This is a genomic window from Mycobacterium sp. (assembly GCF_049280035.1).
Lineage (GTDB): Bacteria > Actinomycetota > Actinomycetes > Mycobacteriales > Mycobacteriaceae > Mycobacterium.
This window is the reverse complement of sequence record NZ_JBAPPI010000615.1, coordinates 1-1,780: the sequence shown is the minus strand read 5'-3', so window position 1 is coordinate 1,780 and position 1,780 is coordinate 1. Positions and strand designations below refer to the sequence as shown.

Genomic DNA, 1,780 nt, shown 5'->3' with positions numbered 1-1,780 from the left:
GCGGCCATGACCGCGGGCGAGGTGCGTGATCGGCTCGATCAGCGGTTCCGGCTGCTGGTCGGATCGCGGCGCGGTCTGGAACGCCACCACACCCTGCGCCACGTCGTCGCGTGGTCCTACGATCTCCTCGACGACACCGAACAGGCGCTGCTGGGCCGGTGTTCGGTGTTCGCCGGTGGCTTCGATCTGCAAAGCGCCTGCGCCGTAGCGGGATCCGAGGACATCGACGACTATGCCATTCTCGATCTGCTCGATGCGCTGGTGCGCAAGTCGCTGTTGGTCGCTGACCGGTTGTCGGGGCGGACCCGGTATTCGATGCTGGAGACGATCCGCCAGTTCGCCGAGGAGCAACTCGTCGCCAGCGGGGCGGCGACCGAAGCCCGCACAGCGCATGCCCGCTACTTCGCCGGACGTGAAGCCGACATCATGGCTCTGTGGGACAGCCCCCGCCAGCGTGAGGCCTATGACTGGTTCACCGTCGAGTTCGCCAATCTGCGCACCGCGTTTCGGTGGGCGTCCGACCAGGGCGATCTGGACGCCGCCGCCATCATCGCCACGTATGCGGCGTTCCTCGGCGTAATGGTCGGAAATCGCGAGCCGATAGCCTGGGCAGAAGAACTCATCGAACCCGCCCGCGTCGCCGACCACCCCCGGCTCGCGTTCCTGTACGTGATGGCAACGTGGTGCTCTCAGGCTGGTAGGACTGATGACGCCGTCCGCTACAGCGACGCCGCCCAGCTGGTGATCGCCAGTGGCCGCTACGAAGAGGTGCCGTTCGGCGGCGAGGCCATGCTTGGCAATGCGTATCTGCACATCGGCCAGCCCGAACGGAGTGTCGAGTGGTGCCGCGCCCAGCTCGCACGCGGTCGCGACACCCACACAGTCCTCACGGCATATCTGGTCAACGCGCTTGCGCTCGCCGGGTCCCATGACGAAGCGATGGCCGCCGCGGACGGCCTGATCGACGCCGCCGAAGCCACCCACAACCCCGCTGTGCTCTCGCTCGCGCTTTACGTCCAGGACCAGCTTTACGCCCACGACGCCGCCTTGCACGACGCCGATCCCGTCGCCTTGCTGGACGCTCTGCGTCGGGGCCTGGTGATCGCCCAGGACAGCGGCAACCGCTACACCGAGTCACTCCTGGCGGTCAGTCTGTGCCGCCTCGAGGCCGTATACGGCGACCCGCTGGCCGCGCTCGACTACATCACGCTGGCGATCCGCACCCTCCACGACTCAGGCGACGCCGCCTCGGTGCGCGGCTCCGTCTCGGTCCTCGCCGCCGTGTTCGACCGGCTCGGACGCTACGAACCAGCGGCCACCATGGCCGGGTTCGCCGTCATCCCCTACCTCGAAATGCTTGCTGAGTTCAACACCCTGATCGCACACCTCCGCGATGTGCTCGGCGACCAGACCTACGAATCACTCGCCCGCAAGGGTGAGACGATGACCACCACCGCCATGGCGACCTACGCATACGACCAAATCGACCAGGCCCGAACAACACTGAACGCGGTCTCGAAATAGACGGGTGTCGAGGGTTTCAAAACAGCAGTCAATCGCGCTTCCGTTAAGTGACGAACGCGCGCAGGATGGAGGGGCCGGGGTCTCACCAGGACGAGAACGGAGCGGGCGATGAAGGCGAAGGTCGGCGACTACCTCGTGGTCAAGGGCACAACCACCGAACGGCATGATCAACATGCTGAGATCATCGAGGTGCGCTCTCAAGACGGCTCTCCGCCATACGTGGTGCGTTGGCAGGTGACCGGGCACGAGGCGACGG

The 1,780-nt window shown here is 66.1% G+C and carries 2 protein-coding genes; both read left to right on the top strand.

Annotated elements, in window-relative coordinates; genetic code table 11:
• On the top strand, positions 1-1,524 hold a 1,524-nt coding region (locus WAN71_RS19800), incomplete at its 5' end, for an ATP-binding protein (protein ID WP_422226957.1).
• A gap of 108 nt (positions 1,525-1,632) precedes the next feature.
• The coding region (locus tag WAN71_RS19795; protein ID WP_422226958.1) for a DUF1918 domain-containing protein at positions 1,633-1,780 on the top strand (148 nt) is incomplete at its 3' end.